Here is an 8,575-nt window from a genome sequence, read left to right as displayed (position 1 = left end):
GCCGAACTCGGCAGTGAAACCGCTCAGCGCCGATGGTAGTGCGACCACGCTGTCGTGCGAGAGTAGGTCATCGCCAGGCCCCTACACCGAAAAACCCCCGTCTCCTCAATGGAGTCGGGGGTTTTTTTGTTCGGGCGCGTCCCTCGCGCATGTGAGCCCGACGTGCCGGAGAGGCAGTGCGGCGGCAAAACACGCGCGCGACGCTTCATTCTTCTTGCAACCGCGCGGGTGACGTGGTTTTCTAGGTGGTGCCCCAGTCAACAAGCGGGTCCATCCCCGTATCACTCCTCCCGCCGGGCCGGCTGACCAAGCATCATGTAAGGATCGTGACGCCGTGCTGAATGAACTCAGGTCTCGACTGCCACTGCCGCGGTTGCGCAGACGCTCGCGGGTTGGTGTATTTCTCGGCAACGAGCACGTGGCGCTGGCCGCCGTCTCGGCGGATGGGCAGCAGCTGCTGGCCTGTGACTTCCGCGAGGCCCGGCGCGACAACCAGCCCGTGGCCCTACGTGACCTGGTCGAGCAATACGGCCTGCGGGGGTCGGATGCCGTTGTGGTGCTCGATAGCGGCGACTACCAGACTCAGCAGGTGGATGCCCCCCGGGTTCCCGACGAGGAGCTGGCGGGCGCGATCCGCTTCCAACTCAAGAACCTGCTCTACATCCCTTTGGAGCAGGCCCGGGTAGCGGCTCACCGCCAGCACAGCGACCGCTGGAATCAGGAGGGCCACCGTGCCCTGGCCACGGTGGCCTCGCGGAACCGTATCGATGGGGTTCAGGAGCTCACCGCGCGGGCCGGCCTGAAGCTCCGGGCCGTGCTCCCGCGCGAGACGGTCCTCCACGACCTCAGTGCCGAGGCCAACGAGGGCGCTGCTGGGGTGGCGGTGGCGGCGCTTGGTCGTGATGATGGGCTGATCACCATTAGCCGCGGCGAGCTGCTCTACCTCGCCCGCAGCCACCCGGTAGGCACGCGCCGCCTGATGGAGGACCAGCAGGCCGTTGAGCTCCTGGAAGACGAACTGCGTCGTTCCATCGACTACTTCGACGGGCAGCTCTCCACCGGGCCCGCGGGGCGTATCCTGCTCGCGCCGTGCGAGGCGGACCGCGAGGTGCTGGTCGACCGGCTCAACGAGAGCTTCGAGATCCCGTGTGCCCGCCTGCGCCTGAGCCAGATCTTCGACGTGGACGGGCTTGGCCAAGAGCTTGATGAGCACACCGAGGCCCACTGCCTATTCGCTGCCGGCGCCGCGTTGCCGCGGCCTGCGGAGCATGCGCTTTCAATGTATGTCCGCGAGCGCCAGCAGTTCGAGCCGCTCTCCCCGGCGGCGCTTGGCGGCTACATGGCGGCCGGCGTCCTGTTGCTCGGTGCGGTTTCGGCGGTTCACGCGCCGCAGGTCTACGAGCGGGAACGTCGAGCGGCGGATCTCGAGGCCGAGCGCGATGAGCTTACCGCGACGGTGGCTCGGTTCGAGCGGGAGCTGGAGGCGCTCGAGGTCGATGCGTCGTTGCTCGCCGAGCGTGAGGCCCTGGAACGGGAGCTGGCGCTGCTTGAGCAGTTTGATCGGCGCCTCGACGCCCTGGATCGTCGCGCGCTGGCCGGCTTCTCGGAGCCGCTCCGTGGGTTGAGTCGCCAGCGCCAGGATGGGCTGTGGCTGACCAGCATCCGCCTGCGCTCAGGCGGCGGGGCCTTCGAGGGCCGTGCCGTGACGGCGCAGGAGGTGCCGGGTTTCCTCGACGGCCTGGCCCGCGAGCCGGCCTTTCAGGGGTGGCACTTCGAGGAGTTCCGCATGCAGCGTGCCGCCGGTGTCGAGGATGCGGCGGACAGCGTGCGCTTTCGGGTGGCCAGTCCGGGGCTGGCCGGCGGGGATGATGGAGGGGAGTAGACCGTATGGCGTGGCGCCAAGCCCTGCAAAAGCTCAACGACGCCTTGAATGCCCGCACGCCCCGCGAGCGCGTCCTGCTGGTGGTTGCCGTCTTGGCGTTGATCGGGGCCGGTTGGTACTACCTGCACTTCGAGCCCATGCAGCAGCGTGGCGCCGACGCGCAGCAGCGCATCCAGAGCGCGGAGGACCGGATCCGGGCGCTGCGCATCGAGCGCAACAGCCTGCAGGCGGAGCTGGATGGGGATCCCGACGCCGAGATCCGCGATGAGCTCGACGCCCTGCGCCAGGAACTCCAGTCGCTGGGGCAGGCGGTCGGCGAACGGATGCCGGAGTTCATCGAGCCGGACCGCATGCGTCAGGTTCTGCATGCGCTGCTCGTCGAGCAGCAGGGCGCGCGCCTGATCCGCCTGGAGCGGCTGCCCGCCGAGGAGGTGGTGGGGCCCGATGAGGATGAGGCTGGACCGCAGATCTTCCGCCATGCGGTCTACATGGAGTTTGAGGCGGATTATGCGACCACCGTTGAGTACCTGCAGGCCGTGGAGGAGTTGGAGTGGCAGTTCGCCTGGGAGAGCCTGGACTATGACGTCACCGAACATCCGCGCGCGCGTGTGCGTGTGCAGCTGCACACCATCAGTGGCCACCGCGCCTGGCTGGGGGTCTAGGATGCATGGCCCGGTTTTTACGGCGTTAGCGCTTGGCTTTCTGGGGATCTCTGTGGCGCTCGCCGGCGGGGATCCGACGGCGCCGCCGCGGGTTATGCCCCAGGCGCCCGGCCTCCCGGGCGCGCCGGGCGCCGATACCGAGCTGCCCCGACCCGGCATGGTGCTCCGCGAGGAAGGACAGCGGTTTGCCCGTTTCGATGGCCACTGGTACCGGGTCAACGAGGAAGTGGAGGGCGCGCGCATCGTGCGTATCGGAGCCTACGGCGTCGATCTGGAGGTCTACGGCCAGCGGCTCTACCGCCCGGTGGTCGAGCACGGTGTGGAGAAGCGGATGCGCACACGCCAGGACGGATTGGGAGGTAAGGGTCAATGAAAGCAGCATTGGGGGTCGTGCGCTTGCGCCTTTGGCTCGGGTTGGCCGGCGCGGCGGTGCTCCTCGGGGCGTGTGCATCGCCGGGGGAACGCGCGCAGGAGCGCTCCGATCGCGCCGCTGAGCAGCTGGCTCCGACCGAGCCCGACGGGCAGGTTCGCGAGGATGACAGCGTCGCCTCGACGCAGGCGCTGGAGGAGGCCCTCGGCGCGCCGGGCCTGGGAGATCCGCTGGAACTCCAGCCCGAGGATCCGCGCTTCGACATCATCGCCGACGGCGTCGATGCCGGGGCGTTCTTCCACGGCCTGGTCGAGGATACCCCGTACAATGTGGTCGTCCACCCGGAGGTGGAGGGCGAGCTCTCGCTGACCCTGCGCGATGTCTCAGTCCCGGAGGTGATGGACACGGTCCGTGAGATCTACGGCTACGAGTACAAGCAGGCGCGCACCGGTTTCCTGATCCTGCCGGCCCGCCCCCGGGCCGAGGTCTTTCACCTCGACTACCTGAACGTCCATCGCAGCGGTCATTCGGGCACGCGCGTGACCTCCGGTGAGATCACCAGCGATGACGGCGGCGATGGCGTGATCGGCAGTCGCGTGGACACCTCGTCGAACTCTGATCTGTGGGGGCAAATCGAGGAGACCGTCACCCGGATGATCGAGGACGACGAGACCGCCTCCGTGGTGGCCAGCCCGGCGGCCGGGACCCTGGCCGTGCGCGGTATGCCGGAGTCCTTGCGTCGGGTGGAGGAGTTCGTCGATCGCCTGCAGGCAAGCCTGAACCGCCAGGTCATCCTTGAGGCGCGTATCCTTGAGGTAGAGCTTGGCGACGACTTCCAGGCCGGCATCAGCTGGGAGTCCATTGGTCGGCAGGATGGGCGCCCGCTGGAGGGCTCCTTCCGTCCGGGCGATAACCTGGAACTCAGCCAGGCGGGGGTTTTCAGCATCGGCATCACCCGCGGGGTGGACGGCCAGCGCGGCTTCTTCGAGGGCTTCCTGCGTGCCTTGGAGCAGCAGGGCGATGTCCAGGTCCTCTCCACGCCCCAGGTGTCCACGCTCAACAACCAGAAGGCGGTGATCAAGGCCGGTACCGACTCGTTCTTCCAGACGGATCTCAGCATCAATTACCGCAGCTTTACCGATGGCGCGGGCAATCAGACGGTGCAGCCGGAGCTGGATCCGGACTTCGAGCCGTTCTTCTCTGGCATCGCGCTGGATGTGACCCCGCAGATCGAGGAGAGTGGGTGGATCAATCTCCATGTCCAGCCCTCGGTAACCGAGGTGCGCGAGCGCGAGCGCACGTTGCGTACGGGCCGCGGCGATGATGAGGTCCGCTTCTCGCTGGCCGAGAGCGACGTGCGTCAGTCGGACTCCATCGTCCGCGCGCGCAGCGGCGAGATGATCGTCATCGGCGGTTTGATCGAGGAGCGCGAGGAGCAGGAGACCTCTCGAGTGCCGCTGCTCGGGCGCATACCGCTGCTCGGTTGGCTGTTTACGCAGGAACGTCAGACCTCGAGCAAGTACGAGCTGGTGATCCTCCTTCGGCCTCGCGTGGTGGGTGCCGATACCTGGGCCGGAGAACTCGAGGAGCACTCGCAGCGGATCCAGGGTCTCTACGACCGCTATTGAACGGGGCGTTGGCTGGCATGTACCTGGAGCACTTCGGGCTGTGCGAGTACCCGTTCCGGCTGACGCCGAACACCGGCTACTACTACGGGCGGGCCAGTCACCAAGAGGCTTTGAACATGCTCTGGGTGGCCCTGGAGAGCGGCGAGGGGTTTCTGCGGGTGACCGGCGAGGTGGGGACCGGCAAATCCCTCCTTTGTCGGCAGCTGCTGCGCAAGCTTGGTGACCGCTGGGAGGCGGTGCTGATCCCCAATCCGGCCCTCGATCCGGCCGCGCTGCGCCAGGTGGTGGCCGACGAGCTCCGGCTCGGGGCCACCACCGCCGGTGAGAATGCCCACGAGCTGTTGCGGACGCTCTACGCCCGGCTGCAGGAGAATGCCGCGGACGGACGACGGACACTGCTGATCATCGATGAGGCCCAGGTGATGCCGGATGAAAGCCTGGAGACCCTGCGCCTGTTGACCAACCTGGAGTCCGAGGAAGAGAAGCTGCTGCAGGTGGTCCTGCTCGGCCAGCCGGAGCTGGACGTGCGCCTGGCTCAACCCCACCTGCGCCAGCTGCGCCAGCGCTGCACCTTCCGCTACCAGCTGGAGCCGCTGCCCCTGGAAATGGTGGACGACTATCTCCACCACCGGGTGCAGACCGCCGGTTACCGGGGTAGCGGCCTCTTCGCGCCGAAAGCCAGTCAGCTCATCGGCCGGGCCGGGCACGGGGTGCCCCGGACGATCAACACCCTGGCCCACAAGGCCCTGCTCGCCGCCTTCGGCGATGGGGTGCAGCGGGTCGAGCGCGGGCACGTGGTGCGTGCCATCGAGGACACCGAAACGGCGGACGCTTCGGCCATCGGTCTACGACGCTGGTTGCCGGGTCGCGGCCGCGGGGAGAGGTACACGTGAGCTTGATCAACGAGGTCCTGCGCCAGACCGCGGAGCGGGAGCAGCGCGGTCAGAACGGGGCTGGTGACGCCGGCGTGCAGGCCGCCTTTGCCGTGGCGCGCAAGCCGCAGCGGCGCCGCCACTGGCTTGTGGCCGTCTTGGCTGGCACCGTCGCGGTGGCTGTGACCGGGGGTAGCGCGTACTGGCTGCTGGCCGATCGGGATGCGGGATCGCAACAGCCGGCGCCGGTGGCGGCAGCGGAGGACGACGCCGTGGAGCGCCCCGATGAGGTAACCCTGCCCGACGAGGCCCCGTCCGAGGCGGTGGTTGGCGGACTGCTCGCGGAGCGCCAGGCGGATCCCGAGCAGTGGGTGGCCACCGCGGAAGCGGGGTCGGGTCAAGCGACCGGGAACGGGGCGGCCCTAGAGGAACCGCTGGTAGAACCGCCGCGAGCCGATGCCACCGCCGTGGCCGCCGCCCAGGCCCTGGCGGCGGGTGCGATTGCCCAGGGGGGTGCCGAGACGGCCCCGCTGCCTGAGGCCGATACCGCTGACACCCTGGAGGAACTGGCGGACGAGGCCGTCGCGGGTGCCGAGGCGACCTCGCCGGAGTCCGCCACAGAGGATCCGCCCACAGACATCGGGGGGGCTCCGGCGGAAGCCGATCCGGCGTCGTCGCAGGGAACCTTCGTCCGCGAGCCGAGCCGACCGGATGACAGCGCGCGGGCCGACAGCCTGATCCAGCAAGCCGAAACCCACCAGCGCGCTGGTGACACACTGAGCGCGTCGCAGTCTTATCGCCGCGCCCTGGAGATGGACCCCGAGCGGCACGACGCGCGCATCGGCTACGCGCGCATGCTGGCGCGAGCCCAGCGGGTGGAGCGCGCTCGAGGCGTCCTGCGCCAAGGACTGGATCGCGCGCCGGCGCACGAGCGCATGGCGCGGCTCTACGCTCACCTCTCGGAGGAGCATGGCGAGCCCCAGGCCGGTATTGATGCCCTGGAGCCGGTCCGCGAGGCCCGGGACGGCCGGGCTGGTGCCGTGGAAGCCCACCTGGCCGCGCTCTACCGCCAGATCGGGGCTCATGATCAGGCGCTGTTGCTCTACAGCGAGCTCGCCGAGGCCGAGCCCGATAACGGCCTCTGGCAGGCCGGTATCGCGGTGTCCGCCGAGGCCCTGGGCAACGACGGCGCCGCCCGCCGCGCTTGGCAGCAGGCCCGGGAGCGAGATGGCCTCAGCGCCGAGGTCGCGGCCCACGCCGAAGCCCGCATCGAGGCCCTACAGGGAAGATGAGCCAAGAAAAGGGAGTTGCACCGATGAAACGGCAGAAGATTCGCCTCGGGGATCTGCTCATCAAGCGGGGTCTGATTAGCCAGGGCCAGATGCAACAGGCCCTGGAGGCGCAGAAGCAGAGTGGCCGGAAGCTCGGCGAGCAGCTCATCGCCATGAGCTTCGTTACCGAGGACCAGCTCCTTAATGAACTCTCGCGGCAACTGGAGGTGCCCTGGGTCAACCCCAACGACTACTGGGTCGACCCGGAGGTGGCCGGCAAGCTGCCCGAGAGCTACGCTCGGCGTTTTGTCGCCTTGGTGCTCAAGGAGACCGAGCAAGATTTCCTGGTGGCCATGGCGGACCCGAGCGATCTAATCGCCTACGACGAGATCGTCCGTGTCCTGCGCCATCCGGTTCGCCTGGCCGTGGCCCGCAGGCAGATCCTTGAGGATCTGATCAATCTCGTCTACCGCCGAACCGACGAGATCACCAGCATCGCCGAGGAAATCGGCCGCGAAATCACCAGTGCCGACGATATCGACCTCTCCACCCTGCCGGTGGGCGAGGGCGGCGCCAGTGCCCCGGTGGTACGCCTGCTCCAGTCGCTATTCGAGGACGCCGTGCAGGTGGGTGCCTCGGACATCCACATCGAGCCCGACGAGCAGGCGCTGCGCATCCGTATCCGCCGCGACGGTGTGCTTCAGGAGCAGATCTTCCACCAGTCCAACATCCACCCGGCCATGGTCTCGCTGCTCAAGCTCATGTGCGGGCTGAACATCACCGAGCGCCGTTTGCCCCAGGACGGCCGTTTCCAGGTCCGTGTCCACGGCCGCAGCATCGACGTGCGCCTCTCGACCCTGCCGCTGCAGCACGGCGAGGGCGTGGTCATGCGTCTGCTCGACCACAGCTCCGGGGTCAGCTCGCTGGATCAGACCGGCATGCCCGACGACATCATTCAGCGCCTGCGGCGGCTGATCCGGATGCCCTACGGCATGGTGTTGGTCACCGGGCCTACCGGTTCCGGCAAGTCCACCACGCTCTACGGCGCACTCTCCGAGATTAACCACCCCGGGGTCAAGGTCATCACCGTCGAGGATCCGGTGGAGTACCGTCTGGCTCGGGTCAACCAGGTCCAGGTGCGCGAGAGCATCGGCCTGACCTTCGCCCGGGTGCTGCGCACGACGCTGCGCCAGGACCCGGACATCATCATGGTCGGCGAGATGCGCGACGAAGAGACCGCCGACATCGGCTTCCGGGCGGCGATCACCGGGCATTTGGTCTTCTCGACGCTGCACACCAACGACGCCATCTCCACCGCCAACCGCCTGGTGGACATGGGCGTGGAGCCGTACATGATTGCCGCCGGTCTGCGCGCTGTGCTCGCGCAGCGCTTGCTCCGGCGTATCTGTACCCACTGCCGCGAGCCCTACACCCCGGACGAAAACGAGCGGGCGTGGCTGCGGACCATCTTCGGCGAGCAGCAGACCCACGGCCTTTCGCTGTACCGCGGGCGCGGCTGCAACAGCTGCAGCAATACCGGGTATAGTGGGCGGATCGGCGTCTTCGAACTCCTGGAGATGGATGCCGACAAAATCGACGCCCTGCGCCGCGGCGATCAGTCCGGGTTTGCCGCCGCCTGCCACGCCGATCCTAGCTACGAACCCATGAGCCGTGTGGCGCTGCGCTACGCGCGCGAGGGCATCACCACGCTCCAAGAGGTCTCGCGGGTCCTCGGGGAGGCCGACGAGAGCACCCTGCGCGACGAGGCGCGAGCGGTCCGCGAGGCGGCAGTACGGGACGGGCCCCACGCTACGGAGCCTGCAGGCGGGATGGCGGCGTCCGTGGACGCCAAGGACGGGGCGTCGTCGTCCCAGGACTAACCGGAGGCGC

At 68.2% G+C, this 8,575-nt stretch carries 7 protein-coding genes; all 7 read left to right on the top strand.

What is annotated here, in order from left to right; all coding sequences use genetic code 11:
* The first annotated feature begins 334 nt into the window (after nucleotides 1-334).
* From CCR79_RS02035 to CCR79_RS02005, 7 genes are read left to right on the top strand one after another with little or no spacing between them, the layout of a single operon-like run.
* Nucleotides 335-1,882: a PilN domain-containing protein gene (locus CCR79_RS02035; protein ID WP_201168180.1), complete on the top strand. Its 1,548-nt coding sequence runs from the start codon at nucleotides 335-337 to the stop codon at nucleotides 1,880-1,882.
* 5 nt (nucleotides 1,883-1,887) lie between these two features.
* Entirely contained in the window at nucleotides 1,888-2,544 is a 657-nt protein-coding gene (gspM, locus tag CCR79_RS02030) for a type II secretion system protein GspM (protein WP_201168177.1), read from the top strand.
* A gap of 1 nt (nucleotide 2,545) precedes the next feature.
* Nucleotides 2,546-2,917, top strand: coding sequence for a hypothetical protein (locus CCR79_RS02025; protein ID WP_201168167.1), 372 nt, complete (start codon nucleotides 2,546-2,548; stop codon nucleotides 2,915-2,917).
* On the top strand, nucleotides 2,914-4,542 hold the full coding sequence (locus CCR79_RS02020; protein WP_201168165.1) for a pilus (MSHA type) biogenesis protein MshL: 1,629 nt from the start codon (nucleotides 2,914-2,916) through the stop codon (nucleotides 4,540-4,542). The genes CCR79_RS02025 and CCR79_RS02020 overlap by 4 nt, the downstream gene beginning before the upstream one ends.
* Nucleotides 4,543-4,559: 17 nt before the next feature.
* Entirely contained in the window at nucleotides 4,560-5,435 is an 876-nt protein-coding gene (locus CCR79_RS02015; protein WP_201168184.1) for an ExeA family protein, read from the top strand.
* Nucleotides 5,432-6,706: a tetratricopeptide repeat protein gene (locus CCR79_RS02010; RefSeq protein ID WP_201168163.1), complete on the top strand. Its 1,275-nt coding sequence runs from the start codon at nucleotides 5,432-5,434 to the stop codon at nucleotides 6,704-6,706. Before CCR79_RS02015 ends, CCR79_RS02010 begins: the two co-directional genes overlap by 4 nt.
* Before the next feature lie 23 nt (nucleotides 6,707-6,729).
* Complete coding sequence (locus CCR79_RS02005) at nucleotides 6,730-8,565, top strand: GspE/PulE family protein (protein WP_242510789.1); 1,836 nt, start codon at nucleotides 6,730-6,732, stop codon at nucleotides 8,563-8,565.
* Nucleotides 8,566-8,575 lie beyond the last annotated feature (10 nt).

This window comes from Halorhodospira halophila, assembly GCF_016653405.1.
Taxonomy (GTDB): domain Bacteria; phylum Pseudomonadota; class Gammaproteobacteria; order Nitrococcales; family Halorhodospiraceae; genus Halorhodospira; species Halorhodospira halophila_A.
Note: the sequence above shows the minus strand (reverse complement) of the source record. Positions and strands in the feature narration are given on the sequence as shown.